Origin of the sequence: Pseudomonas sp. TWR1-1-4 (assembly GCF_049897165.1) — a bacterium.
Lineage (GTDB): Bacteria > Pseudomonadota > Gammaproteobacteria > Pseudomonadales > Pseudomonadaceae > Aquipseudomonas > Aquipseudomonas canadensis.
Genome location: NZ_JAFCVS010000002.1, coordinates 141431 through 168141, shown reverse-complemented (window position 1 = coordinate 168141; position 26711 = coordinate 141431). Strand labels below are relative to the sequence as shown.

General features: G+C 60.4%; 27 protein-coding genes and 1 tRNA gene. 13 read left to right on the top strand and 15 right to left on the bottom strand.

All coding sequences use genetic code 11. The features are described 5' to 3' along the window. Positions 1–18: 18 nt before the first annotated feature. The 3 genes from pstA to pstS form a co-directional block, all read right to left on the bottom strand. Positions 19–912, bottom strand: a complete 894-nt coding sequence (gene pstA / locus ACP7C6_RS05445; protein WP_028616256.1) for a phosphate ABC transporter permease PstA — start codon at positions 910–912, stop codon at positions 19–21. Further along, complete coding sequence (pstC, locus tag ACP7C6_RS05440) at positions 912–1877, bottom strand: phosphate ABC transporter permease subunit PstC (RefSeq protein WP_016978032.1); 966 nt, start codon at positions 1875–1877, stop codon at positions 912–914. Before pstC ends, pstA begins: the two co-directional genes overlap by 1 nt. A gap of 73 nt (positions 1878–1950) precedes the next feature. Next, positions 1951–2979: a phosphate ABC transporter substrate-binding protein PstS gene (pstS, locus tag ACP7C6_RS05435; RefSeq protein ID WP_016978033.1), complete on the bottom strand. Its 1029-nt coding sequence runs from the start codon at positions 2977–2979 to the stop codon at positions 1951–1953. 184 nt (positions 2980–3163) lie between these two features. Between pstS and ppk2 the strand changes: the two genes are divergently transcribed. Next, positions 3164–4081: a polyphosphate kinase 2 gene (gene ppk2 / locus ACP7C6_RS05430; RefSeq protein WP_028616257.1), complete on the top strand. Its 918-nt coding sequence runs from the start codon at positions 3164–3166 to the stop codon at positions 4079–4081. A gap of 16 nt (positions 4082–4097) precedes the next feature. On the opposite strand, the gene treS is transcribed toward ppk2, so the two are convergent. Beyond that, entirely contained in the window at positions 4098–6161 is a 2064-nt protein-coding gene (treS, locus tag ACP7C6_RS05425) for a maltose alpha-D-glucosyltransferase (RefSeq protein WP_028616258.1), read from the bottom strand. Positions 6162–6248: 87 nt separating this feature from the next. Beyond that, the gene (locus ACP7C6_RS05420) at positions 6249–7007 is read right to left on the bottom strand and encodes an AraC family transcriptional regulator (RefSeq protein ID WP_122684938.1); all 759 of its coding nucleotides are present in this window, start codon (positions 7005–7007) and stop codon (positions 6249–6251) included. A gap of 186 nt (positions 7008–7193) precedes the next feature. On the opposite strand from ACP7C6_RS05420, the gene ACP7C6_RS05415 reads away from it, so the two are divergent. Genes ACP7C6_RS05415 through ACP7C6_RS05395 form a run of 5 tightly spaced genes read left to right on the top strand, consistent with a single transcriptional unit; the run spans position 7194 to position 13618 of the window. Beyond that, the gene (locus ACP7C6_RS05415; protein ID WP_028616260.1) at positions 7194–8813 is read left to right on the top strand and encodes an APC family permease; all 1620 of its coding nucleotides are present in this window, start codon (positions 7194–7196) and stop codon (positions 8811–8813) included. Between the two features lie 14 nt (positions 8814–8827). Continuing rightward, positions 8828–9754 (top strand): 4-hydroxyproline epimerase, encoded by a 927-nt coding sequence (locus ACP7C6_RS05410; protein ID WP_323985988.1) that lies wholly within the window; start codon positions 8828–8830, stop codon positions 9752–9754. 42 nt (positions 9755–9796) lie between these two features. Next, entirely contained in the window at positions 9797–10744 is a 948-nt protein-coding gene (locus ACP7C6_RS05405) for a dihydrodipicolinate synthase family protein (RefSeq protein ID WP_068933042.1), read from the top strand. Between the two features lie 60 nt (positions 10745–10804). Continuing rightward, positions 10805–12376 (top strand): aldehyde dehydrogenase (NADP(+)), encoded by a 1572-nt coding sequence (locus ACP7C6_RS05400; RefSeq protein ID WP_426108380.1) that lies wholly within the window; start codon positions 10805–10807, stop codon positions 12374–12376. A 3-nt stretch (positions 12377–12379) separates the two neighbouring features. Next, positions 12380–13618, top strand: coding sequence for an FAD-dependent oxidoreductase (locus ACP7C6_RS05395; RefSeq protein WP_122684930.1), 1239 nt, complete (start codon positions 12380–12382; stop codon positions 13616–13618). Between the two features lie 215 nt (positions 13619–13833). Here ACP7C6_RS05395 and ACP7C6_RS05390 read toward each other — a convergent pair whose 3' ends face one another. The 5 genes from ACP7C6_RS05390 to ACP7C6_RS05370 form a co-directional block, all read right to left on the bottom strand. Beyond that, positions 13834–14739: an ADP-ribosylglycohydrolase family protein gene (locus ACP7C6_RS05390; protein ID WP_426108379.1), complete on the bottom strand. Its 906-nt coding sequence runs from the start codon at positions 14737–14739 to the stop codon at positions 13834–13836. 34 nt (positions 14740–14773) lie between these two features. Beyond that, positions 14774–15781: a GlxA family transcriptional regulator gene (locus ACP7C6_RS05385; RefSeq protein WP_073860000.1), complete on the bottom strand. Its 1008-nt coding sequence runs from the start codon at positions 15779–15781 to the stop codon at positions 14774–14776. A 319-nt stretch (positions 15782–16100) separates the two neighbouring features. Then, positions 16101–16709, bottom strand: a complete 609-nt coding sequence (locus ACP7C6_RS05380; RefSeq protein ID WP_426108378.1) for a LysE family translocator — start codon at positions 16707–16709, stop codon at positions 16101–16103. Positions 16710–16977: 268 nt separating this feature from the next. After that, a complete protein-coding gene (locus ACP7C6_RS05375; RefSeq protein ID WP_162834921.1) occupies positions 16978–17139 on the bottom strand; it encodes a hypothetical protein in 162 nt (53 codons plus the stop codon). Between the two features lie 123 nt (positions 17140–17262). Then, entirely contained in the window at positions 17263–17727 is a 465-nt protein-coding gene (locus ACP7C6_RS05370) for a hypothetical protein (RefSeq protein ID WP_028616267.1), read from the bottom strand. 209 nt (positions 17728–17936) lie between these two features. Between ACP7C6_RS05370 and gcvA the strand changes: the two genes are divergently transcribed. The 6 genes from gcvA to ACP7C6_RS05340 all read left to right on the top strand — a co-directional run bounded on the left by gcvA (position 17937) and on the right by ACP7C6_RS05340 (position 22017). Continuing rightward, positions 17937–18842: a transcriptional regulator GcvA gene (gene gcvA, locus ACP7C6_RS05365; protein WP_028616268.1), complete on the top strand. Its 906-nt coding sequence runs from the start codon at positions 17937–17939 to the stop codon at positions 18840–18842. Between the two features lie 75 nt (positions 18843–18917). Then, entirely contained in the window at positions 18918–19745 is an 828-nt protein-coding gene (locus tag ACP7C6_RS05360; RefSeq protein ID WP_028616269.1) for a DMT family transporter, read from the top strand. Between the two features lie 29 nt (positions 19746–19774). After that, complete coding sequence (locus ACP7C6_RS05355; protein ID WP_028616270.1) at positions 19775–20536, top strand: SDR family oxidoreductase; 762 nt, start codon at positions 19775–19777, stop codon at positions 20534–20536. Positions 20537–20636: 100 nt separating this feature from the next. After that, entirely contained in the window at positions 20637–21179 is a 543-nt protein-coding gene (locus ACP7C6_RS05350; protein ID WP_050587844.1) for a hypothetical protein, read from the top strand. Between the two features lie 52 nt (positions 21180–21231). Next, positions 21232–21762: a GNAT family N-acetyltransferase gene (locus ACP7C6_RS05345; RefSeq protein ID WP_426108376.1), complete on the top strand. Its 531-nt coding sequence runs from the start codon at positions 21232–21234 to the stop codon at positions 21760–21762. After that, on the top strand, positions 21763–22017 hold the full coding sequence (locus ACP7C6_RS05340; RefSeq protein WP_028616272.1) for a hypothetical protein: 255 nt from the start codon (positions 21763–21765) through the stop codon (positions 22015–22017). It begins immediately after the preceding gene. A gap of 38 nt (positions 22018–22055) precedes the next feature. Here ACP7C6_RS05340 and ACP7C6_RS05335 read toward each other — a convergent pair whose 3' ends face one another. The 3 genes from ACP7C6_RS05335 to ACP7C6_RS05325 all read right to left on the bottom strand — a co-directional run bounded on the left by ACP7C6_RS05335 (position 22056) and on the right by ACP7C6_RS05325 (position 25033). Continuing rightward, positions 22056–22253, bottom strand: coding sequence for a hypothetical protein (locus ACP7C6_RS05335; RefSeq protein ID WP_028616273.1), 198 nt, complete (start codon positions 22251–22253; stop codon positions 22056–22058). A 208-nt stretch (positions 22254–22461) separates the two neighbouring features. After that, positions 22462–22535 (bottom strand) — tRNA-Cys (locus ACP7C6_RS05330). A gap of 212 nt (positions 22536–22747) precedes the next feature. After that, positions 22748–25033: an acylase gene (locus tag ACP7C6_RS05325; protein ID WP_426108375.1), complete on the bottom strand. Its 2286-nt coding sequence runs from the start codon at positions 25031–25033 to the stop codon at positions 22748–22750. A gap of 237 nt (positions 25034–25270) precedes the next feature. Here ACP7C6_RS05325 and ACP7C6_RS05320 point away from each other — a divergent pair, with 237 nt between their 5' ends. Further along, complete coding sequence (locus ACP7C6_RS05320; protein ID WP_068932928.1) at positions 25271–25651, top strand: fe2+ zn2+ uptake regulation protein; 381 nt, start codon at positions 25271–25273, stop codon at positions 25649–25651. A gap of 6 nt (positions 25652–25657) precedes the next feature. Here the strand turns inward: ACP7C6_RS05320 and ACP7C6_RS05315 are convergent, their stop codons facing one another. Together ACP7C6_RS05315 and ACP7C6_RS05310 are read right to left on the bottom strand one after the other, a co-directional pair. Beyond that, entirely contained in the window at positions 25658–25846 is a 189-nt protein-coding gene (locus ACP7C6_RS05315; RefSeq protein ID WP_010210250.1) for a hypothetical protein, read from the bottom strand. A gap of 111 nt (positions 25847–25957) precedes the next feature. Continuing rightward, positions 25958–26704, bottom strand: coding sequence for an ABC transporter permease (locus ACP7C6_RS05310; protein WP_372514809.1), 747 nt, complete (start codon positions 26702–26704; stop codon positions 25958–25960). Positions 26705–26711: the final 7 nt, after the last annotated feature.

Genomic DNA, 26711 nt, shown 5'->3' with positions numbered 1-26711 from the left:
ATTCAGGTGCTCCCGTTCTTAGTACTTGGGCTTGCCGAAAATACGGCTCACGATATTCACGACCAGCACGATCATTACCAGCACCAACGAGGCCGCCCATGCGAGCTCGAGCTGGTTGTCGAAAGGCATGCCGGAGAAGTTGTAAATCAACACGGCAAGCGACGCCGTCGGATTCATGACCGCCAGGCTGCCGTCGTGGTAGATCCAGTAGTTACTGAACAGCGCGGTAAACAACAGAGGTGCGGTTTCGCCGGCGGCACGTGCTACAGCGAGCATCACGCCGGTCAGGATCGCGGGCATGCCGGTGGGCAAGACGATTTTCCAGATCACCTGCGAGCGGGTGCAGCCCATGCCGTACGCCGCGTCCTTCATGATCTTGGGCACCATCTTCATCGACTCTTCAGCCGTCAGCACCACGATTGGCAGCATCAGCACCGCCAGCGCCACACCACCGGCCGGCGCCGAGTAGGTTCCGGTGGTCATCACCACCAAGGCGTAGGCGAACACACCCGCCAGGATCGATGGCAAGCCGGTGAGCATCTTGGCGGCAAAGCGCGAAGCGTTGGCCAGTTTGCTGTCCGGGCCCAACTCCGCAAGGAAGATGGCAGCCAGGATGCCAACCGGCACGGCGATGGCGGCAGCAATACCGACCATCACGAACGTACCGGCCATGGCGTTGCCGAAGCCACCGCCGGTCTCGAAGCCGGTGGGTGGCAGTTCAGTGAACACTTCCAGGCTCAGGCGTGCGCCGCCACGGGTGATCAGCATGTAGAGCACGGAAATCAACGGCACACTGGCCAGCAGCGCACCGAGCCACACCAGCGTGGTCAGCACCAGGCTGCGCAATGCGCGGCCTTCGAACCGGCGCTGCAGGCTAGGCATGGCGGTGATAGGCGTAGAGAGATCAGTCATTATTTGGTACCCCGCTGGGCGTAGACCATGATCATCGAACCGATGATGTTCACCAGCAGCGTGATAAACATCAGGACCAGTGCGGCGTACATCAACACTTCGATCTCGTTCGGGCCGGCTTCGGGGAAGTTCAGCGCCAACAAGGCCGCCAGGGTGTTGGCCGGTGCAAACAGCGAAAGCGAGATGTTGTTCGCGTTGCCCACCAGCATGGCCAGGGCCATGGTTTCACCCAGGGCGCGACCGAGGCCTAGCACGAGGGAACCGAAGATACCGGTCGCGGCGGATGGCACCATCACTTTGAGAATCGCTTCCCAGTGGGTGGTGCCCATGCCGTAGGCGGCCTGCTTGGTTTTCATCGGCACACCGGTGAGAGCATCCTGGGAAACAGCGGCAATGGTCGGCAGAATCATGATGGCTAGCACCAGCGCCGCCGGCAGCAGGCCCGGTCCGCTCAGGGATGTGCCGAAAAACGGGATCCAGCCCAGTTCAGTGTTCAGCCACGCAGTCAGCGGGCGGATGGCCGGGATCACCACATATATGCCCCAGAGGCCGTAGACCACGCTGGGGATGGCTGCGAGCAGTTCAACGATGGTGCGAAACACCGCCGCGAGTTTTGCCGGCAGGAAATCCTGGGTGAGAAAAATCGCCATGCTGACGCCGAAAAAACCTGCGATCAACAACGCGATGAGGGCGCTGTAAAGCGTGCCCCAAATAGCTGGCAGAATGCCGTACTTGCCTTGGTTAACGTCCCAGACACTGCCGAACAGCACATCAAAACCGTGCTTTTCCATGCCGGGAAGTGCCTTGCGTCCTACTTCGAAGACCAGCGCGAAAACCAGCGCCAGCACCAGCACTACGCCTATGCGTGCAAGTGCACGGAAGGTGCGGTCAACCAGGAAATCCTTCGTAGAGGGTGGCTGGCACGCAGAATCCGGGTTAACCGGTACGACAAAAGGTGTGTTCATTGGCTAATTCCGGAACAAGGGGGGAACGCTCCCGGCATGGCTGACAGCCCATACCGGGAGCGGCCTGGCGGCCTTACTGGATGTTGGCGGAAGCTTTGCGAACTTGATCGACAACCGATGGAGGCAGTGGGATGTAGCCCATCGAGTCGGCGATTTTCTGACCTTCGGTCAGGCTGTACTCGACCATTTCACGCATGGCTTTGGCTTTGGCTGGGTTGCCGTTGTCCTTGCGGAAGATCATCCAGGTGTAGGAAGTGATCGGGTAGGACTTGGCGCCATCCGGGTCCGGCAGCCAGGCCACCAGGCTTTCCGGCATTTTCACCGCAGCCAGGGCTTCGGCGCCGCTCTCGGCGTTCGGTACCACGTATTTGCCGGCCTTGTTCTGCAGCTGGGCAAAGTCAACCTTGGCCAGTTTGGCGAAGCCGTATTCGATGTAGCCGATCGCGCCTGGGGTCTGGCGCACAGTGGCGGTCACACCATCGTTCTTCGGCGATTTGATGAACTTGTCGCTGGCGGGCCAGTTGACGGTGTTGCCTTCGCCCAGGTCTTTCTGGAACTCAGGGTTGATCGCAGCCAAGTGCTTGGTGAACACAGCGGTGGTGCCGCTGGAGTCTGCACGTACGACTACGGTGATCGGCATGTCTGGCAGTTTCAGGCCTGGGTTGGCGGCAGCGATCTTCGGATCGTTCCACTTGGTGATCTTGCCCAGGAAGATGTTGGAGTACACATCGCGTGGCAATTTGAGCTCTTTAGGATTGCCCGGCAGATTGAACGCCAACACGATTTCACCGGCAGTCATCGGCAGCAGTTGCGCGCCTTCGGCAACCTTAGCGATGTCTTCGTCTTTCATGGCCGAGTCGCTGGCGGCGAAGTCGACGGTTTTGTTCAGGAAGTCCTGTACGCCCGCACCGCTACCTTTGGATTGGTAATCAACGGTGACACCCTCGGTCTTCTTGCTGAAATCCTTGAACCAGGTGAGGTAGATCGGGGCTGGGAAACTCGCACCGGAACCGGTGAGGCGGATGCTCTCGGCAGCAAACACCGAGGTGGCACTGAGAGAAACCGCAACGGCGAGTGCAGCAGACTTCATCAGACGTTTCATTAAGGAAAATCCTTGTGATTTCGGGCCCGGGAACTCTGCAACATTCTTGTTACGGTTTTATGAACGTGGAGTGGCAAAACGCCTGGTTGTCCCCCTCTCCCACCGCAATCACGGCATTTGATGTCATTGGTTAGTAACAAAATGCGACTAAGACTTTGCCATCCCCACCACGCGAGTTCCGCCCATGTCCTCAATAGAAGATGCCTTGATGCAGCGCATCCATCGTGAATTGCTGGATCACAGTGACGAAGAGCTGGAACTGGAGTTATCCGAAGACGGGCACGACCTCAACGCACTGTTTGACGAGCACGTCGGTGAAAGCGCCGAGAAAGCCGCGCGCAGGATTTATTTCAGCGAACTGTTCCGCCTGCAAGGCGAACTGGTGAAATTGCAGAGCTGGGTGGTAAAGACCGGTCACAAAGTGGTGATCCTGTTCGAAGGGCGCGATGCCGCCGGTAAAGGAGGCGTGATCAAGCGCATCACTCAACGCCTGAACCCTAGGGTCTGCCGAGTCGCCGCCCTGCCCGCGCCGAATGACCGCGAGCAGACCCAGTGGTACTTCCAGCGCTACGTTTCGCACCTGCCAGCCGCCGGCGAAATCGTGCTGTTCGACCGCAGCTGGTACAACCGCGCGGGCGTCGAGCAGGTCATGGGGTTTTGCAACGCGGACCAGTACGAAGAATTCTTCCGCACCGTGCCCGAGTTCGAGCGCATGCTCGCCCGCTCCGGTATCCAGCTGATCAAGTACTGGTTTTCCATTTCCGACCAGGAACAGCACCTGCGTTTCCTCAGCCGCATTCACGACCCGCTCAAGCAGTGGAAACTCAGCCCCATGGACCTGGAGTCACGTCGCCGTTGGGAAGCCTATACCAAAGCCAAGGAAATCATGCTCGAGCGCACCCACATTGCCGAAGCGCCGTGGTGGGTAGTGCAGGCCGATGACAAGAAAAAAGCCCGGCTCAACTGCATCCACCACTTGCTTGGGCAGATGCCGTATGAGGAAGTCGAGCTACCGGTGATCGAACTGCCGCAGCGCGTGCGGCAGGAGGATTACTCGCGCAACCCGACCCCGCCGGAATTGATCGTGCCCCAGCTCTATTGATCTTGGGGGGGGGTGGTCACAGTGGCGAACTACTGACCACCCGCAGCGCCAACCCTTCGTACGCATCCAGGGTGATGGTGAATTCACCCTCCGCCGTCAGGTCGCCCTCCACCCTCTCGTTGATGATGTCCACCACCATCCCGGCAGCGATATCCGGCAAATGCAGGGTTTCGGTGATGGGTGTAGCACCGAAGTTCAGCGCGGTAATTTGCGTGCCTTTGCCGGCCGGTAATTCATGGACCATCACCAGCAACGCCGAGTTTTCAACCTCCGGCACTAAAATTTGGCGGCTGGCGGCGATGTCGTAGGCACGCCGTACCGCAAGTATTTTTTGCAGTTGCGAAGCAAAGGATTCCGGATCCTGCAACTGGCTGTTCAAGCTGCCATAGAGGCTTTTCGAACGCGGCATATGGCCCGCCGAAAGCTCCGCATCCGGGTTCAGGTCCACCAGGTCATAAGCCCCGCGATGAATCCAGCGGGTATCGCCATCCTGCATCAAGTGCTCGACCTCTTCAGCCGCCAGCGGCAGCGCGCCCGCCAAGTCCCAACCCGACAAGGCAAACACGCCCGGCTGCATCGCGTTGTACATCACCAACAGTAAATGGATCTGGCGGATCTGCTGGATATCCGCAGCGGTGATCGCCTCCAGATCACGAATGCCCAGCGCCGCCGTGATAATGCTCGCGGTGGTGCACGACACGCCATTGGTCACGAACTTGAGGTTATACGGCGCGTGCTCACCTGCCAGACGCTCGTACATCTGTTCGCGAATGTGCTCACGCAGGATATTGCCGGGGAAGGTCTGCCCCTGGTACAGGAACGTATCATGGGCGTGCAGGGTCCAGAAATGCACCAACTCCAGCGTCAGCTCATCGTGGTTCTGCAACGCATGGATCAGCGAGCCTGGGTCGATGCCCTGGCGGTGCATTTCGCGCAGCATCAGGCGCAGGAACTCGGCATCGCCCATCAGCAGCGCGTGCTGGTACGCGGGGCGGGTGATGAAGTCATAGGACAGGTCGGCACCGCCATGGGACATCGAGGCAATGTCGTCCACGGTGAGGTTCAACTCCTGAAAACTGAAACCGCCCGCCTTGCGAATCGCACCGCCGAGCAACTGGTTGCCGGTAATCGACAGTGGATGGCTCTCGGACCAGGCCGTGCCGTCCAGCTTGCGCTCCACACCGAGAAAACCATTGGCGTCCAGGCGCAGGATCTTCGCGCCCATCACGTCGATGGCGTGCAGCGCATCACCGATGATCATCTGCTGTGCGGCAAAAGTCGGGTCCAGCCAGTTCAGCGACGGCTGGCCTTCCTTGAAGTAATGCAGGTACACCCAGCGACGCGGCTTGCCGTCCACGCCCAGCACTACGTCCGTCGCGCTCCAGTCGGTTTCCTTGACGCCGGGTTCGAAGAAGATCACCCGCTGCAACTGACCGACGATGTAGTGTTTGTCACGCAACGCATCGACCTGGGCGGGGCTGAGGTTCTGCGCGTCACGGCCTTCAGCGACGTCGGGCAACAGCGCCCAGTCCTCCTCGCGGATTTCTACCATGTGGTACAGGCCGGGATAGTCCTCGTAGGCCATCTCGGCCAGGCGGAAATCCGCGCCCTTGCCGGTGTGGGACGGGATCACATCGTCGATGATCACCGCATTGTGCGCCGCCGCCATGCGCGTCAACGCCTGCAACTGCGCCTCGGTGCCCAACTGCGGGTCGATCTCGAAACTGATGCGGTCGAAATTACCATCGATAGTTGGCGTGTGCTGCGTGCCCTTCAGGCCGCCGGACTTCTTCAGCGGGCCATTGTGGATGCCCTGGATGCCGATCTTCGACAACGCCTGCCACAGCGCCTCATCCCCCAAAGCCTCCAGCACCGTGCCGCCCTCGCGGGTCACGATGGACGCCGGGTACGCGGTAAACCACACCGACGACAGGGCCGAAGCATCACGGGGTCGGGTCTGCGCATACGGCTGTTGCCACAACCGGCCCTGGCCCGAATAGAGCTTGGCCCGCTGGCGTGCCGCGTGCAGCATCGATTGTTCCACCAGCCAGTTCACATGGTTGTTTTCAGCCGCCGTCATATGCCTGATCCCTGTTGTCGTCCAAAGGTTGCTCGTAAGCATAGGAGCCACAACCGGGGCCATTCGTTGCATTGCAATGTGGGGCGACTACTCCAACTGCCGATACTGCCTCGGCGTAAACCCAGTCGACGCCTTGAACTGGCGGGTGAACGCGCTGTGGTCGGTATACCCGCACTGCAACGCCACTTCGGTGATCAGCAGGTCGGTGTGCAACAGCTGGTGCGCATGCTCCAGTCGCACTTTCTGGATCATCTGCCGTGGCGTGAGGTGGAACACGCGCTTGCAGTAGCGCTCCAACTGCGCCACCGAAATCCCTGCGATCCGTGTCAATTCACCCAAGGGCACACGACGGTTGAAGTGCGCGCGGATGTGCGCGTCCACGGCGGCCAGGCGCTGGTACGCCGGGTGGCTTTCGCTGGCGGTCTGCAGGTCGACCGAGATACCGGCCAGGCCAATGATCGCGCCCGAATGGTTGTACAGCGGCCACTTGTGGGTCAAACACCAGCCGGGTTCGCGGGTGCCGTACAAGTGCAGTTCCAGCTGATCTTCCAGCACAAAGCCCTGCTCCAGCACGCGCCGGTCCTGCTCGGTGTAGCCCGGCCCCAGTTGCGCAGGAAAGACTTCGGCACTGGTCTTGCCCAGCAGCGGTTGCAGCTGCTTGAGGCCGCAACGCTGCACCAGGGTGCGGTTGGCGAGCACATAGCGGGCCTGGGTGTCCTTGATGAAAATCGCCGCATTGGGGATCACGTCCAGCATCGGCAATAGCTGCGCGACACTGCCCAATAACTGTTCGATGTCTTGGGGGTTGCTCCCTTGGCAAAGGGTCGCAAACGCGCTCTGCATCATGACGGTTGCTCCCATTGTTTGCCTGGACGGCTAGCAGATTGCCCGATGCCCGGCGCCCTGTCGAGCCACCAAAACTGTGCTGATTTCGTCATCGATGCCAGCAAAAAACATCAATCGCGCCGCCGTTCATGAGTTCACTGTATGGCCACTGCATGCCTATCCAATAACTCACAAGAAGGCGACGCTATGTCAGCTCAAGGCAAGTTCAAGAAACAGCTTTCCCTGATGGACCTGACCTTTATCGGGTTGGGTGCCATCTTCGGTTCGGGCTGGTTGTTCGCAGCCAGCCACGTATCCGCAATCGCAGGCCCGGCGGGCATTATTTCCTGGCTCATCGGTGGTTTCGCGGTACTGCTGCTGGGTATTGTGTACTGCGAACTGGGCGCCGCATTGCCGCGTGCCGGCGGCGTGGTGCGCTACCCGGTCTACTCCCATGGCCCGCTGTTGGGCTACCTGATGGGTTTCATTACCCTGATTGCATTTTCCAGCCTGGTGGCTATCGAAGTGGTCGCCTCGCGGCAGTACGCGGCGGCGTGGTTTCCGGAGCTGACCAAGGCCGGTTCCAGCGACCCGACCACCTTGGGTTGGCTGGTGCAATTCGCCCTGCTGTGCCTGTTCTTCGTGCTCAATTACCGCAGTGTGAAGACCTTCGCCATCGCCAATAACCTGGTCAGCGTATTCAAGTTCATCGTGCCGCTGTTGGTGATTGGCGTGCTGTTCACCTTCTTCAAACCGGCGAACTTTCAGGTGCAGGGTTTCGCGCCGTTTGGGCTGTCGGGCATCGAGATGGCGGTGTCGGCCGGCGGGGTGATTTTTGCCTACCTGGGGCTGACGCCGATCATCTCGGTGGCCAGTGAAGTGAAGAACCCGCAACGCACGATTCCCATTGCCTTGATCCTTTCGGTGTTGTTGTCGACCGCGATCTACGTGCTGCTGCAAACCGCCTTCCTCGGTGGCGTGCCCACGGAAATGCTTGCCAATGGCTGGGCCGGGATCAGCAAGGAACTGGCGCTGCCCTACCGCGATATCGCCCTGGCGCTGGGCGTGGGCTGGTTGGCCTATCTGGTGGTGGCCGACGCCGTGATCTCCCCCAGCGGCTGCGGCAATATCTACATGAACGCCACGCCCCGTGTGGTGTATGGCTGGGCGCAGACCGGCACGTTCTTCAAGATTTTCACGCGTATCGATGAGAAGTCCGGCATTCCACGGCCCGCGCTATGGCTGACCTTTGGCTTGTCGGTGTTCTGGACCCTGCCGTTCCCGTCCTGGGAAGCACTGATCAATGTGGTGTCTGCGGCGCTGATCCTCAGCTACGCCGTGGCCCCAGTGACTGTTGCCGCGCTGCGTCGCAATGCACCGCAGATGGCGCGGCCGTTCCGGGTCAAGGGCATGGCGGTGCTGGGCCCGCTGTCGTTCATCATCGCCGCGCTGATTGTGTACTGGTCTGGCTGGGGCACGGTGTCCTGGCTGCTCGGCCTGCAGATCCTGATGTTCGTGGTGTACCTGTTGTGCGCACGCTGGGTGCCGACCGCACACATCAACCTCAAGCAGCAAGTGCGCTCGTCTGCCTGGCTGATCGGCTTTTACGCGGTGACGATCCTGCTGTCCAAGCTCGGCAGTTTTGGCGGCATCGGCGTGATCAGCCACCCGCTCGACACGATTGTCGTCGCCGTTTGCGCACTCGGCATTTACTACTGGGGCGCAGCCACTGGCGTGCCGGCTCACCTGGTACGGCTGGAACACGAAGCCGATGAAAGCGAAGCGGTCGACGAACCTCACGCGCCGCTGACACCCGCGACTTACTGATTCAGGAGCCTTTTATGAAGCGACTGCATGTGATCGACTCCCACACCGGCGGCGAACCGACGCGCCTGGTCATGAGCGGTTTCCCGGCGCTGAACGGCGCGACGATTGCCGATCAACTGCACAGCCTGCGCACTGAGCATGATCAATGGCGCCGCGCCTGCCTGCTGGAGCCGCGTGGCAATGATGTACTGGTGGGCGCGCTGTATTGCGAGCCCGTTACGCCAGGCGCGATCTGTGGCGTGATCTTCTTCAACAACGCTGGTTACCTCGGCATGTGCGGCCACGGCACCATCGGTCTGGTTGCGTCGCTGCACCACCTGGGCCGTATCCAGCCCGGCGTGCACACGATCGACACGCCCGTTGGCCCGGTGGCGGCCACACTGCACGAAGACGGCAGCGTAACCCTGCGCAACGTACCCGCCTATCGCCTGCGCCAGCAGGTGCCGGTGCAAGTGCCGGGGCATGGCATGGCCTACGGCGATATCGCCTGGGGCGGCAACTGGTTTTTCCTGGTGTCGGACCATGGCCAACGCTTGCAGATGGACAACGTGGATGCGCTTACCGACTACACCTGGGCGATGCTCAAGGCCTTGGAAGAGCAAGGCATTCAGGGTGCAGACGGTGCACTGATCGACCATATCGAGTTGTTCGCCGACGACGACCACGCCGACAGCCGCAACTTCGTGATGTGCCCCGGTAAAGCCTACGACCGCTCGCCCTGCGGCACCGGCACCAGCGCCAAGCTGGCCTGCCTGGCCGCCGATGAAAAACTCAAGCCGGGTGAAACCTGGACCCAAGCCAGCATCACCGGCAGCCAATTCGAAGGCCGCTACGAATGGGACGGCGAGCACATCCGCCCCTTCATCACTGGCAGCGCCTACATGACCGCCGACAGCACCTTGCTGATCGACGAGCGTGACCCTTTTGCCTGGGGCATCTGAGCCCTTCCCTGTTTGTACTGAACGTTCCAAGGAGTTAGAACAATGAGCGACAACATCTTCACCGGCTGCATCCCCGCCCTGATGACCCCATGCACCGCCGAGCGCAAGCCGGACTTCGACGCCCTGGTCGCCAAGGGCCGCGAGTTGATCGATATCGGCATGAGTGCCGTGGTGTACTGCGGCTCCATGGGCGACTGGCCGTTGCTCACCGAGGCCGAACGCCAGGAAGGCGTGGCACGCCTGGTGGCAGCCGGTGTGCCGACCATCGTTGGCACCGGCGCGGTCAACAGCCGCGAAGCCGTGGCCCATGCTGCCCATGCGGCCAAGGTCGGCGCCCATGGCCTGATGGTGATTCCGCGCGTGCTGTCCCGTGGTGCCTCGGCCACCGCGCAAAAGGCGCACTTCTCGGCCATCCTCAAGGCCGCGCCGAATCTGCCGGCGGTGATCTACAACAGCCCCTACTACGGCTTCGCCACCCGCGCCGACCTGTTCTTCGAACTGCGCCGCGAACACCCGAACCTGATCGGCTTCAAGGAATTTGGCGGCGGTGCCGACCTGCGCTACGCCGCCGAACACATCACCTCCCAGGACGATAACGTGACCTTGATGGTCGGCGTGGACACCCAGGTGGTGCACGGCTTCGTCAACTGTAACGCCACCGGCGCCATTACCGGCATCGGCAACGCGCTGCCCCGGGAAGTGTTGCAATTGGTGGCCTTGAGCAAAAAAGCCGCCAAGGGCGATGCCAAGGCCCGTCGCCAGGCCCGTGAGCTGGAAGCGGCGCTGGCGGTGCTGTCGTCGTTCGATGAAGGCTGCGACCTGGTGCTGTATTACAAGCACTTGATGGTGCTCAACGGTGATAAAGGCTACGCCCTGCACTTCAACGACACCGACGCGCTCAGCGACGCGCAACGTCGTTACGCCGAAAACCAGTACGCGCTGTTCCGCCAGTGGTACGCCACCTGGTCGGCGGAACAGAACGTCGCCTGACCCCTTGCGCGCCGCTGCGGTTCTCGCAGCGGCCAACCTCTTTTCTACCAGGACGATCCCATGACTCTGACGGGCAAAATGCTGATCGGTCAGCACGCCACTACCGGCAATCGCGAGGCGATCCGGGCGGTCAATCCCGCGACCGACACCCCCATGGAACCGGCCTATCCGGGCGGCAACGGCGAACAAGTGGCCAAGGCGTGCGCTCTGGCGTGGGCCGCGTTTGATGGGTACCGCGAAACCTCGCTGGAGGTTCGAGCCACATTCCTTGAGACCATCGCCGCGCAAATCGAAGCCCTGGGTGATGAGCTGATCGAACGTACCGTCGCCGAAACCGGCCTGCCCCACGCGCGCATTCAAGGCGAGCGCGGGCGTACTTGCGGCCAACTGCGCACCTTCGCCCGCACCGTACGCGCCGGGGAATGGCTGGATGTGCGGGTGGACCCTGCACAGCCGCAACGCCAGCGGCTGCCTCGCCCAGACCTGCGCCAGCGCCATATCGCGCTGGGCCCGGTGGCCGTGTTTGGTGCGAGCAACTTCCCCCTGGCGTTTTCCGTGGCGGGTGGCGATACCGCCTCCGCGCTGGCCGCCGGTTGCCCGGTGGTGGTCAAGGCCCATGGCGCGCATCCAGGCACCAGTGAACTGGTGGGCCGGGCGGTGGCGCAAGCCGTTCAGGCCTGTGGTTTGCCCGAGGGCGTGTTTTCGTTGCTGTACGGTTCAGGTCGCGAGGTGGGGATTGCGTTGGTCACCGATCCGCGCATCAAGGCAGTTGGCTTTACCGGCTCGCGCAGCGGTGGCGTGGCGTTGACACAGGCGGCGCAGGCACGGGCCGAGCCAATTCCGGTGTATGCGGAAATGAGCTCAATCAACCCGGTGTACCTGTTTGCGGCGGCACTGGCCGCCCGGGGTGAAGCATTGGCCCAGGGTTTCGTGGCTTCATTGACCCAGGGTGCCGGGCAGTTCTGCACCAACCCAGGGTTGGTGATCGGGGTGCAAGGGCCGGCCCTGGATCGCTTCATCCGCACCACCAGTGAGTTGCTGCCGAGTTGCGTGGCGCAGACCATGCTCACACCCGGTATCGCCAGTGCCTACGATTCCGGCGTGGGCGCATTGACCGAACACGCCAAGGTTGTCGCACAGGGTTTGCCGGCGACGGGCCCGAACCAGGGCCAGGCCCATGTGTTTGTGACCCAGGCGCAAGCGTTCCTGGCCAATCAACACCTGCAGGCCGAAGTCTTCGGCGCGGCGTCGCTGATAGTCGTCTGCGCCAACAATGAAGAAGTGCGCCAGGTGTCCGAACACCTGGAAGGCCAACTGACCGCCACCCTGCATCTGGACGAAGACGATCTGCCAAGCGCCAAAGCCCTGCTGCCGGTTCTGGAGCGCAAGGCCGGTCGCCTGCTGGTCAACGGCTGGCCGACGGGTGTGGAAGTCTGTGATGCCATGGTTCATGGCGGGCCCTTTCCCGCCACATCCGATTCGCGCAGCACGTCGGTGGGCACGGCGGCGATCCAACGGTTTTTGCGCCCCGTATGTTATCAAGACTTCCCCGATGCACTGTTGCCTGCCGCGCTCCAGCACGGCAACCCTTTGCTGCTGCGGCGCTTGCTCGATGGCCAGAGGGAGGCGTAGGCCATGTCCGATCCGGATATCATCGTGGTCGGCGCCGGCATCATCGGCGTCGCCTGTGCCCTGCAACTGGCTCGTCAGGGGCGCCAAGTGCTGGTGGTCGACCCGCAGGAACCGGGTATGGGCGCGTCGTACGGCAACGCCGGGCACCTGGCGACCGAGCAAGTGTTTCCCATCGCCGACCTATCGATCCTCAAGCGCTTGCCCGGCATGCTGCTGGACCCCATGGGCCCACTGCGCCTGGACTGGAAATACTTGCCGCACGCCCTGCCCTGGTTCGTGCGTTTGCTGCTGAACCTGCGTCCGGCGAACTATCGACGCACGGTCGCGGGTATCCGCGCGCTCAATGAAGGCAGCCTGGGCGCCTGGCAGCGCTTGCTGCACAGCATTGGGCGCTCGGAGTTGCTGCGTGAGGATGGCTCGCTGCTGGTGTTTGAACGGGCGGATTCACGGGAAGCCCTCAATGCCTTGCAGCAGCGCATGCAACAGCAGCAGGTGCCGGTGGCGTTCTGGTCCGGCGATGCCATACGCGGGGCTGTACCGCAGTTGAGCGACAACATTCAGGGCGGGCTGTTTTTTCCCGGCACCGGGCACTTTCTTGATCCTTACCACGTGGTCTGCGAACTGGTGCGGGCAGCCAGAGCCAGCGGCGTGCAGTTTCTTAAACGCCAGGTGCTGGATGGCCGCGTCGACGCACAGGGCATCTCACTCTCCACTGACCAGGAACCGCTGAGCGCGCGTCAGGTCTTGATCGCCTGCGGCGCCCATTCGGCCAAACTGACCGCCGCCCTGACCGGCAAAAAAGTCCCGCTGGACACCGAGCGCGGCTACCACCTGATGCTGCCCAATGAACACCACCGTCTGCCGTTTGCGGTCACCTCCCTGGAGCGTAAATTCATCATGACGCCCATGACCGACGGCTTGCGCCTGGCCGGCACGGTGGAATTCGCCGGCCTTGATCGGCCTGCGAATATGGAGCGTGCCTGGCAACTGCATCGGTTGAGCAAGGGGTTGTTTCGCGAGGACTTGAGTGCAGAAGGTGCAACGCCGTGGATGGGGTTTCGGCCGTCATTGCCAGACTCGCTGCCAGTGATTGACCGGGTGTGTGACGGGAAGGTGCTGCTTGCGTTTGGGCATCAGCATTTAGGGCTTACACAGGCGGCGGTGACGGCGGAGTGGGTTGGTGAGTTAGCGCGTGGGGGGCAAGCGCCATCATTGGCACCCTATCGCCTGGACCGATTCTGAGCTCTCTGTAGTGAGCAGGCTTGCCCTGCGCTGGGCTGCGAAGCAGCCCTAAACCCAGACGGCCGATTTCCGACTGAAGAACTGCGGTGCCTGCAGTGGGGCCGCTTCGCGGCCCAGCGCAGGGCAAGCCTGCTCACCACAACAAGCCTGTTTACCCCAGCAAATCGGCTCACTTCAGGGAGCTTCGTGATCCCTTAGTTGATGGGTAACAGGTTTTAAGTAGAGGCCTTGAACAATGCGTCAGCCATTTCTTCAATGTCATCACGCATGCAAAGCTTTTCCAACCACGCCTGCGGAATACCTTGCACGCCATAATGTGCCCCCGCCAATTGCCCAACGATAGCAGCCGTTGTATCAGCATCACCGCCCAGGTTCGCGGCCGCCAACACCGCGTCGGCGAAGCTGTCAGTCTGAAGGACACACCACAGCGCCGCTTCTAATGAGGCCACCGCGTAACCAGAACCCGTGATTTGCGCGAGCCTCTTGCTGCAATAATCCCCCTGGGCAATTGCTACGACCTTCGGCGCAGAGATACCGGCACGCGAAACACTCAACATCTGCTCCTTTGTCGCACCACTCAACGCATTACTGATTGCCCGCGCCAGCACCACGCAGCACTCGATTGCCTCTTGAGCGCCATGCGTCGTACGAGAACTTTGACGGGAAAAATCGTCGATAGAGTAAACGTCAGGGAAGTAAAACAACACTATCGGCGCGAGACGCATAAGCGAGCCGTTGCCCGCAGAAAAAGGATCAGTAGAGCCCGCAAATGGATCACCGTGCGTCTCGAATGCCGTGAGTGCAGAGCGCACGGTCATACCGATATCAAAGCAATCGCCCGTGGAGCTCAAGTAGCCCCACTTCCACCAGTTCAAATACCGGCCCATCTGGTCGGCTGCGTCGAATCCACCTTTGCACAGCAGGCTTTCGGCCAAACACAGCGCCATTGAGGTGTCATCTGTCCATTGGCCCGGCTTCAGGCTGAACGGACCTCCACCCACCATATCGGTGAGCGGTGTGAATGTGCCGCGAGGCATGAATTCAACCGTAGTGCCTACCGCATCGCCGCACGCAAGGCCCAGCAAACTACCGCGATAACGATCCAAAAGCGTCAGAGGCATAACCCTTCCTTGAAAAAATCAGTCAGTCATCACCTTACTTGACCAACCGCTTCTCCTTGGAGGGGCGATATCCGAAATACGAGCTATAGCACTTGCTGAAATGACTCGGCGAAACAAACCCACACGCCACCAGCACCTCCACCTGTGACAACTCGGTGTGCTGCAACAGCCGCCGCGCTTCCGTCACGCGCAGTTCCATATAGTAGCGCTGCGGCGTGGTACCCAGTTGTTCCTTGAACAAGCGTTCCAACTGGCGCCGAGAGCGGCCGGCGTAGACGGCCAACTGGTCCAGCTCCAGGGGTTCTTCGAGGTTGGCGTCCATCAGCTTCACCACTTCACGCAGGGGCGCGCTGACGCTGACATTTTCGGTGGGCTTGATGCGCCGGTAGCGGGATTCTTCGAAGGCCAGGATGTCTTCGATGCCCTCGACCAGGGCCTTGTCATGCAAGCCCTTGATCCAGTCCAGCGCCATGTGGAAGGCTCCAGACGGGCTCGAGGCGGTAAGGCGGTCGCGATCGATCACGTAGGGTTCGCTGGTGACGTGGGTGGCCTTGGACACTTCTGCCAGTGCCGGGCGATGTTCCGGGTGGATGGCGCAGCGATAGCCTTGTAACAGTCCGGCACGGCCAAGGAACCAAGCGCCGTTCCACAGGCCGGCGAGGCTGATGCCCTGTTCGGCGGCAGCGCGCAGCAAATGAATGAAGTCTTCGCCGGCCTTGAGTTCCGTGCGAAAGCCGCCGCAGATCACCAGCAGTTCCAGGTCTTGCAGCGCCACCACGTCCAGGCGTGCATCCGGGCGGATCACCAGACCAAGGTCGCTGATCACTTCACCCTCATCACAGCCGAACGTACGCGAGGCAAACAGGTCGGGACGCAGCAGGTTGGCGGTAACGAACGTGTCGAGGGTCTGGGTGAAGGCCGGCAGGGAGAAGTGTTCGAGCAACAGGAAGCCGACGCGGGTGACCGACGCCGGCTGCGAGGTTTCGTTGAGGTAGCGCAGGTTCTTGCCTTTCATGCCACCGCTGAATTGACGTCTTTCCATCGAGGGTTGGCCCACTCTTATTGTTGATGCACTGGGCGCCATCTTAGGGGCAAATGCGTTGGCTGTCTCAGGCACTGAGCCTGAAAAAACCTTAACCCTTCAAAGCCCCCGGCAGAACAGCCGCAAGCGCATCTGATACGGTTTTTTCTTTGCCATCTGCATCTGTATCGAAACGCCTCCTGGGCGGACAATAGCGCCATCCCCACCCCCTTCCCTTCGGAGGCCTTATGACCAAGATGGCACTTTTCCTGTTCGGCTTTTTGGTACTCACCATCGGCATCGGCCTGCTGGCAACCATCTCACCCGTCTGAAGCGGCCCTCAGCTGACAACCAGCATCGGGTACAGTGACAGCACCAGCAACGCCGCCATCGACCAATTGAACACCCGCAACCAGCGCGGCTCACGCAACACATTGCGCAAGCCGCTGCCACACACGACCCACACGCAGACGCTGGGCAGGTTGACCACGGCGAACACCAGTGCAATCACCAGCACATTGGTGACGTAGTCTTCAGCCGGCGTATAGGTGGTGATTGCTCCCAACGCCATGATCCAGGCCTTGGGGTTCACCCATTGGAACGCCGCCGCGCCAAGGAAGGTCATGGGCTTGCCCTGTTCATCAGGGCTGTCGGACATGCCGCCCGCCGTCGCAATCTTCCACGCCAGGTACAGCAGGTAGGCTGCGCCCACGTAGCGCAGCACGGTATACGCCCACGGAAACACCTTGAACACCTCGCCCAACCCCAGGCCTACCGAAATCACCAGCAGCATGAAACCAATGCTGATCCCCAGCGCGTGAGGCATCGAGCGGCGAAACCCGAAGTTCACGCCCGACGCAAGCAACATAGTGTTATTGGGCCCCGGGGTGATCGAAGACACAAAGGCAAACAGCACAAAAGCTGACAACAGGCTGGTAGACATGAACATAACGCGGCATCCAAGCGGAGGGGTATGCCAGCGACAGTAGAGGGTTATGGACTGCCCTGCCCCGTACAGCCACGTCACGATTGAGGCATACACTTTTTTGCCAAAGCTTTCACAAACCTTTCACAGATAGAGGAATAGGGTGAATCCAGCTCCTAATGAACATCCTTTTAGCCCGCGCGCCCCACGCGGGCTTTTCTTTGCCTGGGGTTTATCAGAGGCAAAAAAAGAGGCAAGCCCTTCATCAAGGCTTGCCTCCCATCTCTACCCGTCAGCGCGGGCCGCCACCACCGCCAGGGCCGCCGCCTTGCCCGTGCCCTCCACCGTGACCACCACCACCGCCGCCACCCGGCGGCATGAACATCCAGCAGCCCGACAAGGTCGACAACAGCGCGACAACCACTGCCGCCTTGGTTAGATAACTCAACTTCATGACCACACTCTCTTACTTGACGAGATTAACTTCTCGCCGGATATGACAGTGCCAACTCAAATGCGTCACGGCTATCGTGTAACCTGTTGGTAGGGTTTGTAAGCCCGGCGGTACAAGCTGCCGTCAGTTCTGCGGCCGTTGTTTGGTCGAGTCCAGCTCGGCTTTTTTGGCAGTGCTGATTTCGGTGATTTGCGCCGACTTGGCGATCGCAAAATCGAATGTATCCTGCATCTTGGCAATGGCATCGGTGGCGGTGCCTTTCAGCCCACCGTTGGCCGCCCAATCGAAGTTCCACACGCCCGACAGGTTATCGGCACCGGCCACGTCGTGGGTTTCGATGGCGGTGAACACGTCAGGGTGACGCTCCATGTACTTGGCAGCATCGGACACCTCGGCAGGCACTTTGCCCGAGGCATTGTTGGCCAACTGGGTCAGCTCCTGCTTGGTGATGGCCGACTTGCCGGTCTGGCGCATATAGTCGGCAATCACTTTGCTGGACTTGGCAATGTTCAACTTGTCATCGAACGCCGAAGGTGACGCTTTAGGCGTGTTTGCCCCGCTGCCGGCGGGCGTTACGGTAGTAGACATCGGCGCTGCTCCCCTGAAGGTACGAATGAAATCGTCGTGCTGACGATAGCCTGGCGCCGAAGTTAGCATGGGCAATGGGCCATTAACCTGTGCTTCACAACAATTCACAACGCCAGGCTGTCCGGCTTCAATGAGCGCACACCATTCGGCTGGCATGAGCCTACACTCATGGAAAAACTGATTACAACAAGGCTCGCCGGGACCCACCAATGAGAGATCTCCCCCCCACTGCCACGCTTCGCGCGTTCGAAGTCGCGACCCGACATGCGACGTTCACTTCAGCCTCAGAAGAATTGCATGTGACCCAGAGCGCCGTCAGCCACCAACTCAAGCACCTTGAAGACCTCTGGGGGTTACAACTCTTCCAACGCGGCAAGTCTTTGCGGCTGACCCCAGCCGGTGCGGCACTGGCGCCTATCGTGCGCGAGTTTTTCATGAACCTGGAAGCCACATTGACGGACCTTAGAGAACAAAAAGGCAGGGTTCGGCTCAAGGTCAGCACCACCTATTCTTTCGCACTGAAATGGTTGCTGCCCCGGTTGCCAGGTCTGTCGCAGCAGCACCCGGAAATTCTAATCACGCTGGAAACCAGTGACAAAGCGATCAACTTTTCCAGCGCGGATTCAGATGTCGCGATCCGCCTGGGCAACGGTCATTACCCCGCCTTGCATTCGGAGTTCATGCTCAGGGAGCAAATTTTCCCGGTGGCCAGCCCTGACCTGCTTAACCGTTTTGGCACCCCGAACGAGCCCGCCGAATTGTTGCGTTACCCGCTACTTACGCGTGACGGCGCAGACCTGGTGCCCAAGTGGGAAGCCTGGTTCGAGCACGTCGGCGTGGGCGTTTCGACACTCAAGGAAAGCGTCAGGTTTGCTGACACCAACATGACCATAGAAGCCGCCTTGCTGGGCCAGGGCATCGCCTTGGCCCGTAGCGGCCATGTCGAGGCCGAAATCAACGACGGCAGCCTCATGAGGCTGTTCAATGTGCCGTTCGCCTCACCGGTCGCCTATTTCTTTGTCTGTCCCAAAGGGCTCGAAACACAGCCTCACATCATCAGCTTTCGTAACTGGCTGCTGGCGGAGTCGACTCAGGCCCAGCAACACTATCGTTGACAGTATGAGGAATGGCTCATGCCAGGATGAAGGGACTTCGCTGTTGTCCAGCCGCCAGTTTGCTTAACATGGCGCATGCCCTTTCCTATCGTATTACTCGTCCTCTTCGCCGCCCTCTTGCACGCCAGCTGGAACGCGCTGCTGCGTGTCGGCACCGACAGGCTCTGGTCGATGACCGTGATGTGCCTGTCGGTCGCCCTCGTCAGCATGGGCTTTGCGCTGTACCTCCCAGCGCCTGCCGCTGCCAGTTGGCCTTACGCCGCGCTCTCGGGTGTCTTGCACGTCGGTTATAACCTGTTCCTGGTGCGCAGCTACAAGGTGGGTGATCTGGGGCAAACCTACCCGATCGCCCGCGGCTCCTCGCCCATTTTGATCACATTGTTCGCCATGGTGTTTGCTGGCGAAACCCTCAGCACCAGCGCCCTGTTCGGCATTGCACTGGTGTCGAGCGGCATTATTTCACTGGCTTTCAGACAGCGCAGGCTCGCGGTCCCCAGCTTGCCTTACGCCTTGGGCACGGGGTTTTTCATCGCAGCCTACAGCGTCACCGATGGCATAGGCGCGCGACTTTCAGGTGCGCCGCTGGCCTATACCGCCTGGATGTGCGCCCTCTGGGGCGTACTGATGCCGCTGGTTTATATCGGTCTGCGCGGCGCACGCAGCCTGCTTGCCCCGCGCCCGGGGCTCATCACCGCCTTGATGGGTGGGCTGGTCTCCCTGCTGGCCTACGGCATTGTTATCTACGCCATGTCTGAATCGCCGATGGGATCGGTTTCGGCCTTGCGCGAGACCAGCGTACTGTTTGCGGCGTTGATCGGTTATTTCTTCCTGGGCGAGACACTGACTGTCCGCAAAGTCCTGGCGTGCGCAGTGATTGCCACCGGCACGATGCTAATTGGCTAAATTCACCTCCCTCATAAAAGGTTCAAGACATGGCTACCGGCCCTTCAGCTCCCCTGATTCTGATCACCGGCGGTAGCCGGGGTGTAGGCGCGGCAACGGCGCGGCTCGCCGCAGCGCAAGGCTATGACGTCGTCATCAGCTACATCAACAATGAGGCCGCCGCACTCGGCGTGGTGGCTGACGTGCAAGCGCTCGGACGACGCGCCTTGGCCATACGCGCCGACAGTGCCGACCCGGAACAGGTCGCGCATCTGTTCCGAGCCATCGACGAGACGTTCGGCCGCATCGACGTTCTGGTCAACAACGCCGCAATCATCGCGCTTCAATCGCGCTTTGAAGACCTCGACTTTGCCCGCATGCAACGCATCTTCGCAATCAATGCCATCGGCCCGATGCTCTGCGCGCAGCAAGCCGTGAAGCGCATGTCTTTTCGACACAGCGGCAACGGCGGCAGCGTGATCAACGTCTCCTCGGGCGCCGCGCGGTTGGGCAGCCCCAACGAGTACGTCGACTACGCAGCGTCGAAGGGAGCACTGGAAACCTTCACCATCGGGCTATCCAAGGAAGTCGCGCGCGACGGCATCCGCGTCAACTGCGTTCGCCCAGGGCATATCTACACCGAAATGCACGCCAGCGGCGGAGAACCGGGTCGCGTGGATCGCGTCAAGGAAAGCATCCCGATGGGCCGGGGCGGCGAGCCCGAAGAAGTGGCGCGGGCCATACTGTGGCTGGCAGGTAAAGAGGCGTCGTTTGTTACCGGGACCTTTCTGGATGTGACTGGGGGCAAGTGAGACATTTGCACACGCTTGACTGGGAACACACACTGCGTCATCGAGCATCCAACCAGAACAAATACTGATAACGGTTCCATTGAAAAAAACGGGAAAACTCATGGGGATTAACGTCACGATGCTAAAGGGCATTTGCTTCCTGACGATGGGTGCCATTGCGCTCGATGCGCTTGCGGGGACGTCGGAACAGAACTATCTGTGCAAGACGCAAGAAACACTGCTGTTCGGCTGCGACTCCGGGCCGAAAATGATCTCGGTTTGCGCATCACACGATTTCTCAGCGACAACCGGCTATGTGCAATACCGATTTGGTACGCCCGGCAAAATCGAGTTGAGCTACCCCGAAAAACCGAGCCCACCGAAGGGTCACTTCTGGCTCAGTTCCACGGCCTACTCCGGTGGAGGCGAAGCTCATCTGCGCTTTACCAATCATGGGGTAACCTACGCCGTTTTCGACCGTATGGTGCGCACCAATTTTACACCCGGAGAACCCAACGACCCCGAGATGAGCGAGGGAGTGGTCGTGCGTCCGCAGGGAAAAAAAGCCACACGGCGGCTTTGTACCTATTCCGAAGGCGGGATTCGCGAGCAAGCTTATACAACCATCGAACGTGAAGATTTCGACGATAGCCTCGTTCCTTAAGCGCGAATGCCGCATGATCACCGCCTGGCAACCGACTGACACGAGAACCACCATGCTCCGTATCTATCCAGCGACCCCAGCCGATCTTGAAGCCTTGCGCGAAGTCGGCTGCACCACCTATCGAGAACACTTTGCACACACCTGGTCGCCTGCCGGATTGCAGGCGTTCCTTGATCGGGACTTTTCCCACGACGCCTTACGCCAATCACTCGAAACATCCGACAGCCCTCTATGGCTGCTCGCTTCAGATGACAACGCGCAAGTCGTAGGCGTGGCAAAGGTCAACTGGTCGGCGCCGGCGCCCATAACAGGCGAAGCTGGCGCAGAACTGCGCAAGATCTACTTTCTCAAATCCGCCGCCGGGCGCGGGTATGGCAAGCGATTTATGCAGTTCATTTGCGACCAGGCGGTAGAGCGTGGTGAGCGCTCGCTGTGGCTGACGGTGCTCAAGTCCAATCCCGATGCACGACGGTTTTATGAGGCGTTTGGGTTCAAGTGGATCGGAGAAATTCCGTTCAAGACGGACCTGGCTGAAATCGGGATGGATGTGATGGGGCTTGAACTGCAGCGGCAGGATGGATAAATGGATGAGTTGATACAAGGCCTCGACGGGCCCAGGACGGCGCAGCAGGAACTGTTCTACGACCTGGAAGATGCGTCGGCGGTGATTGGGTGGTCGGTGGTTGAGCTGAGCGCTTTGGCGGCCAGCGGCAAGACGCCGGATGAGGCAGTGGCATTGATGAAGATTTGCGCGCTGCTGGCGGCGCAGCAGGAGAAATTGCGGGCGTATGCAGGTGAAGTCAAAGACCAGAGGATCGTCAGGTCTCAGGTCCTATAAGCCCGACGCAGCGGTCGGGCTCATTGAATTACAAATGTTCAGTTGTCGGGATGCTCGCTCGCCACTGAATCAGCGGCGTCTACATCCGACATGTCCTCTTCAAGAGGCGCGTCATCGTCCGGTGGCAACGGAACACCCTCCTCATCGCGCTTCGGATCGTGCCCTGTCTCATTGTCGGTGCCGCGGGTTACATCCTGCTGAGAAATATTCCCAGGGGCATTTTCATTGATTTCCATGCTGGCTCTCCGTTCTTACGCTCGGGATATCGGCGCTTAAACATGGGATCAGGCAGTGGTCTGCGAGTGCGATGTACTTGACGAACGGCAGAAAGCCTTGCGCAATGGCAAGGCGTTTCAGAGTCAATTCCTAACGCACCAGACTTCCAAAACTTTTTCGAAGCCAATAAAAAACCCCGTAGACGTTAATCTACGGGGTTTTCAAGAGTGGAGGCCGAGGTCGGAATCGAACCGGCGTAGGCGGATTTGCAATCCGCTGCATAACCATTTTGCTACTCGGCCTCAAACGATCAATGTCCTGACTGCTGACACTCACCGGATAAAAACTTGAGTGGGCTGTAAAACCCTGCCTCTACTCTAACTCATTGAATACATTGAAGTTTTTAATGCTTCATTGCGTTCGATGGGCGCCATTATGTACGTATTTGCCAAAGCGTGCAACCCCTTGATTTCAAAAATATTTCGTATTGGCATCAAGGAGTTGCGTACCTGCCCTACTCCTTGATGCGCAGCTGTTGATAGTGCGGGTCGGCCTTGATTTGCGCTTCGGTGAAGGGCAACGGGCTGAGCTTTTTCTGGGAGAAGGCTTGGGTCTGGTCCTTGGCGTGTTTTGACGCCGGATTGCTGGACTCGGAGAACGCGAGTACGCCTTGGGCGTTGGGCCCCTCGTCGTCGAAGGTGACGATTTGCAGGTAGCTGGTGCCGCTGACCACTTCGCGCTTGCCGTCGGCGCGGGGCACGGTTTGCATGGCGTTGTAGATCCCCAGTTCTTGCGGGCCGCCGTGGATCGGGGTTTGGCCGGAGACTTGTAGGTCGCCCCAGGTGCTGTTGGCGGTCAGGCCGAGTTTAGCGACATCGGCGGTGGACGCCAGCATGGCTTCGCGCAGGGCTTTGGCGACATCGGTGCGGTCGATAGCCAGGCCACGTGGCGTGGTGAGGGGTTGCGCCGGGTCGAAGGCGACGCGCCAGGCATCGGGAATTTGCTGCAGGTGTTGCACCAGGTTGATGAAGTGCACCAGGCCGATGCCGCTGTCGAGGTTGGCGTGTTGGTCCCAGTTTTTCAGGTGGGTGCACAGGGGTTGCAGCGCAGTGGCGTCGGCGCCGAGGTGTTTGGCGCAGAATGCGAGCAGGTCGGGCATGACTTGGCTCGCCAGGTACACCTCGTTGTCCATCACCATGTTTTGCAGGTCGGTGACGCTGATCGGTTTGTCCAGGGATTGCAGGCGTTGCAAGGCAAAACGCGCGCGTGGGCCAAGGCCGATGTGGTCCTGGCTGATCACCGGGGAGAAGCCGGTGAGCGGCGCCTTGGGGTTGGCTAGCCAGGCCGAGTCGTTGGAGTGCTGGACGTAGTCGGTGCGTTGCAGTTGCGGCAGTTGGTCGGCCGCGAAGATGCCGGCCTGGACTGCGCGTGGGTCAACGTCCCAGGCGCAGGCGCTGTGGGCGCCGTCGAGCATGATCATCTGCAGGCCGGCACGGGGGTCGCTGCATTGTGCGAGTTTGGCCGCGCTGACGTTGGGCACCACCGACTGGTTCATGTACAGGCTCTGGCCCTGGTCATCGGCGGCCAGGGTGTTGACCCACGGGATACCTTGCAGGGTGCGCACCGAGGTTTTCAGTTGGTCCAGACTGCCCGCGCGGTTCATCGCGTACCACTGTTGCAGCACGCGGTCGTTGCCCAGGTTGGCGTCACGCAGGCTGAAAGCGTAATGGCTGTCCCAGTCGAGCTTGCCCGGCCATTGCACCACCGGGCCGAATTGCGAGCTATAGACGGTGTGCGACTGGCCCTTGAGGCTGCCATCGGCTTGCTTGACCTGCACCGTCACCGTGGTTTTATCCAGGGCCACGGATTTGCCATCGAGCAGATAGCGCGTGGAATCCTTCGGGTCCAGGGTCAGGCGATACAGGGTGAAGTGCTTGGACGTGTCCACGGTGTGGGTCCACGCCACATGCTGGTTGAAGCCGATATTGATCACCGGCAGGCCCGGCAACGCAGCGCCCATCACATCCAGCTGACCGGGGATGGTCAGGTGCATTTCATAGAAGCGCATGCCTCCCACCCACGGGAAGTGCGGGTTGGCCAGCAGCATGCCGCGCCCGTTGAACGAACGATCGCGGCCCACCGCTACGGCGTTGCTGCCACGATCGAAGGCGAAGCGCTGCTGATTGGCGGCGGCCAATTCAAAGGCTTTCGAGTCGGTCGATACACTGGCTGCGGCTTGGGGCGGCGTCGCACCGACCAGGGCTTCAGCGAATTGGCCGACACCGCCTTCCACCAATAACCTACGGGTCAGCTTGACCAAGTCTTCAGCCACCAAGGGCCGCACCCACGCCGCCTGGCACTGCGCCGGAGCGCCCTGCTCTTTCAGGTAGCGGTTGTAGCCGGCCACGTAACCTTCGATACGCTGTTGGATCTGCGGGCTTTGCGCTTTCCAGAATGCGGCGACCGATTCCGGCGTATTGAGCCACGTGAAAAACACATCACTGGCCAGGTTATTGCGCTCTTCCAGGGTCGCCTGCTCGGGGCCGAAGAACTTGGCGCGCTCGCCATTCACCGTGACCACTTCATTGGCCAGCAGGCACAGGTTGTCCTGGGCGTAGGCGTAGCCGATGCCGAAGCCCAGGCCACGCTCATCGTTGGCGCGAATGTGCGGCACGCCGTAACTGGTACGCCGGATATCCGCCGAGGCTTGCGTCACTTGTTCCCGCGCCGAGACGGCCAGGCTCAACCCCAGCAACACGCCCGCCACACATACCCTGGACAACCCATTGGAAATAATCACGCAAACTCCACCGTCAGATTTAACCGCCTCACAAGGGGTAATGACCCCACCGTAAGAACGCAAATCACCAGGAATAATTTAGCGCGACAGCGCGTTTATTTAAGGCCGCGCAGATGTGACAAAACCGATACTGACAAAATTTCTACATCCGGGACTTCATGATTTCGCTCGCTCGTTCGTCTTATCAACTAAGAGCGCTCATTTTTTCCTGATCAGGCTCTGATAAGGAGTTTTTGCATGTACAACCCGCAAGTGCCCACGGATGGACATTCACCGGCTGCCGAGGCCAGTTTCGGCAACGGCGCACAAGCGTTCGGCAAAGCGCCCGAACAACAAGGCAACCAGCGTATCCGCCACCTGCTCAAGTGTTTTGGCTTGCGCACCAGCCTGATCCGGCTGAAGGTCATCGACGCCCTGCTCACCGCCGCCGACAACAGGCGCACCCTCGGGGTACGCGGTGTGCACAGTCATCTGCTGGAGCTGGGCATCCCGTTGTCGTTTCTCAGCGTGCGCGAGGTGCTCAAGCGCCTGTGCAGCGAGGGCGTGATCACCCTCAATGCGGATAAAAGCTACAGCCTCCATGAAGAGGCTGCCAAGGTGCTCGAAGGCCGAGCCTGATCGCCCTTATAGCTTGACCTTGCGGCGCATGATGCCGTTGATCACCACCACGACCACTGCGACGGCAATGGCGATGGTCTGGAATGTCTTCTCACTGATAACCCCGGTGTTCTGCAAATAGGACAGGCCAAACATCGTCGCCAGTACGGCCAGGGCAATCAGAATCGAATATTTCAAACGCTGCTTTTGTGTCATGACGGGTTCCTGAACCTTGAAAATGAAGCGTCGAACCTGTCCTACGCGCAAGGGCGAACAGGTCCGACAGGCGCTCATGTTACAGGCGATGAAAAACTTTGGCTCGACCAATCAACCGGCGTGCACCCAACGCTGGTGCAGCCAACGCGCCAAGGCATCCAGCGCAAAGCCCAGCAACCCGATCAGCAGCACCATCGCCATCAGCTCCGAGTAGGCCAGCCGATCACGGGTGTCGAGGATGTAGTAGCCCAGCCCGGCACTGACCCCGAGCATTTCGCATGGCACCAGCACGATCCACAAGATACCGATGGCCAAACGCACGCCGGTCAGCACGTGCCCGACCACTCCAGGAATGATCACCCGGCGCAAGGTCTCCCAGCGCGTCGCACTCAGGCTGCTGCTCAGCTGTAGCCAGCGCGGGTCCAACTGCCGCACGCCGGCAGCGGTATTGAGCATGATCGGCCACACGGCGGCAAACGCCAGCAGGAAATAGATCGGCTGATCCCCTACCCCCATCAGCATCACCACGATGGGCATCCACGACAGCGGCGAGATCATGCGCAGGAACTGAAAGGCCGGCGTGGTCGCCGCTTCCAGCTTGCGCGAACTGCCCACCAGCAGCCCCAACGGAACGCCTACCAACAACGCCAGGAACAACCCGACAAAAATGCGCTTCAGGCTCACAGCAATATGCACATACAGCTCACCGCGCCCCAGCAATTCCCACAGGCTACTGAAGGTGGCGGCCAGGGAAAAACGCGCAGACAACCCCTCCGTCGCGCCAAACACCTTCACCCCCAGCCACCAGAGCAACAGCAACCCCGCCAAGCCACTCAACCCGAGCAACCAGCCCGGGATTTCACGG

What these genes read in the sequence shown, in the direction of transcription:
- ACP7C6_RS05335 (WP_028616273.1), bottom strand. Translation starts at nt 22,253, where the DNA reads ATGGAAATCAATGAAAATGCCCCTGGGAATATTTCTCAGCAGGATGTA.
- ACP7C6_RS05375 (WP_162834921.1), bottom strand. Translation starts at nt 17,139, where the DNA reads ATGAAGTTGAGTTATCTAACCAAGGCGGCAGTGGTTGTCGCGCTGTTG.
- ACP7C6_RS05355 (WP_028616270.1), top strand. Translation starts at nt 19,775, where the DNA reads ATGGCTACCGGCCCTTCAGCTCCCCTGATTCTGATCACCGGCGGTAGC.
- ACP7C6_RS05315 (WP_010210250.1), bottom strand. Translation starts at nt 25,846, where the DNA reads ATGACACAAAAGCAGCGTTTGAAATATTCGATTCTGATTGCCCTGGCC.
- ACP7C6_RS05400 (WP_426108380.1), top strand. Translation starts at nt 10,805, where the DNA reads ATGACTCTGACGGGCAAAATGCTGATCGGTCAGCACGCCACTACCGGC.
- ACP7C6_RS05405 (WP_068933042.1), top strand. Translation starts at nt 9,797, where the DNA reads ATGAGCGACAACATCTTCACCGGCTGCATCCCCGCCCTGATGACCCCA.
- ACP7C6_RS05350 (WP_050587844.1), top strand. Translation starts at nt 20,637, where the DNA reads ATGGGGATTAACGTCACGATGCTAAAGGGCATTTGCTTCCTGACGATG.
- ACP7C6_RS05390 (WP_426108379.1), bottom strand. Translation starts at nt 14,739, where the DNA reads ATGCCTCTGACGCTTTTGGATCGTTATCGCGGTAGTTTGCTGGGCCTT.
- ACP7C6_RS05395 (WP_122684930.1), top strand. Translation starts at nt 12,380, where the DNA reads ATGTCCGATCCGGATATCATCGTGGTCGGCGCCGGCATCATCGGCGTC.
- ACP7C6_RS05380 (WP_426108378.1), bottom strand. Translation starts at nt 16,709, where the DNA reads ATGTTCATGTCTACCAGCCTGTTGTCAGCTTTTGTGCTGTTTGCCTTT.
- ppk2 (WP_028616257.1), top strand. Translation starts at nt 3,164, where the DNA reads ATGTCCTCAATAGAAGATGCCTTGATGCAGCGCATCCATCGTGAATTG.
- treS (WP_028616258.1), bottom strand. Translation starts at nt 6,161, where the DNA reads ATGACGGCGGCTGAAAACAACCATGTGAACTGGCTGGTGGAACAATCG.
- gcvA (WP_028616268.1), top strand. Translation starts at nt 17,937, where the DNA reads ATGAGAGATCTCCCCCCCACTGCCACGCTTCGCGCGTTCGAAGTCGCG.
- pstS (WP_016978033.1), bottom strand. Translation starts at nt 2,979, where the DNA reads ATGAAACGTCTGATGAAGTCTGCTGCACTCGCCGTTGCGGTTTCTCTC.
- ACP7C6_RS05360 (WP_028616269.1), top strand. Translation starts at nt 18,918, where the DNA reads ATGCCCTTTCCTATCGTATTACTCGTCCTCTTCGCCGCCCTCTTGCAC.
- pstA (WP_028616256.1), bottom strand. Translation starts at nt 912, where the DNA reads ATGACTGATCTCTCTACGCCTATCACCGCCATGCCTAGCCTGCAGCGC.
- ACP7C6_RS05370 (WP_028616267.1), bottom strand. Translation starts at nt 17,727, where the DNA reads ATGTCTACTACCGTAACGCCCGCCGGCAGCGGGGCAAACACGCCTAAA.
- ACP7C6_RS05385 (WP_073860000.1), bottom strand. Translation starts at nt 15,781, where the DNA reads ATGGAAAGACGTCAATTCAGCGGTGGCATGAAAGGCAAGAACCTGCGC.
- ACP7C6_RS05345 (WP_426108376.1), top strand. Translation starts at nt 21,232, where the DNA reads ATGCTCCGTATCTATCCAGCGACCCCAGCCGATCTTGAAGCCTTGCGC.
- ACP7C6_RS05320 (WP_068932928.1), top strand. Translation starts at nt 25,271, where the DNA reads ATGTACAACCCGCAAGTGCCCACGGATGGACATTCACCGGCTGCCGAG.
- ACP7C6_RS05340 (WP_028616272.1), top strand. Translation starts at nt 21,763, where the DNA reads ATGGATGAGTTGATACAAGGCCTCGACGGGCCCAGGACGGCGCAGCAG.
- ACP7C6_RS05410 (WP_323985988.1), top strand. Translation starts at nt 8,828, where the DNA reads ATGAAGCGACTGCATGTGATCGACTCCCACACCGGCGGCGAACCGACG.
- pstC (WP_016978032.1), bottom strand. Translation starts at nt 1,877, where the DNA reads ATGAACACACCTTTTGTCGTACCGGTTAACCCGGATTCTGCGTGCCAG.
- ACP7C6_RS05420 (WP_122684938.1), bottom strand. Translation starts at nt 7,007, where the DNA reads ATGATGCAGAGCGCGTTTGCGACCCTTTGCCAAGGGAGCAACCCCCAA.
- ACP7C6_RS05415 (WP_028616260.1), top strand. Translation starts at nt 7,194, where the DNA reads ATGTCAGCTCAAGGCAAGTTCAAGAAACAGCTTTCCCTGATGGACCTG.